The sequence below is a fragment of the Micromonospora sp. BS32 genome, from assembly GCF_059089345.1.
Map to the genome: position 1 here is coordinate 1 of NZ_JBSSHR010000133.1, position 425 is coordinate 425.

General features: G+C 70.8%; 1 protein-coding gene. It reads right to left on the bottom strand.

Going from position 1 to position 425, the window contains the following annotated elements; all coding sequences use genetic code 11:
• Positions 1-425 (bottom strand): hypothetical protein (locus AC5RWQ_RS30595; RefSeq protein ID WP_494286064.1); only part of this gene is annotated, 425 nt, incomplete at both ends.

The window sequence follows — 425 nt, forward strand, 5'->3', positions numbered from 1 at the left end:
TCCCAGATCGGGTTGAGGTCGAAGATCGCCCGGGCCGCGGTGTGCGCCCGCACGATCTCCTCGGTGGTCGCGCCGAACTCCTCCCGGAACCGGTGCTGGAAGGTGGTGCCGCCGGTGTTCACCGTGTCGTTGACCAGCACCGTGGTGACGTTCTCGCGGTGCAGCGCGTGGTGGTCGATCTGGTGCGCGAACCGCTCCCGCAGGGCCACCGGGAAGTACGCGTGCAGCAGGGACCGCAGGTACGGGTCGTCGGGCAGGTCGGTGTGGATCAGCTCGTCGGCCACCGTGATCTTCGCGTAGGCGAGGATGACCGCCATCTCCGGCTGGGTCAGGCCGGTACCGGCCGCCGACCGCTCACGGATCTGCCGATCGGTGGGCAGGAACTCCAGGGCCCGGTCCAGCCGGCCGTCCCGCGCCAGGCGCCG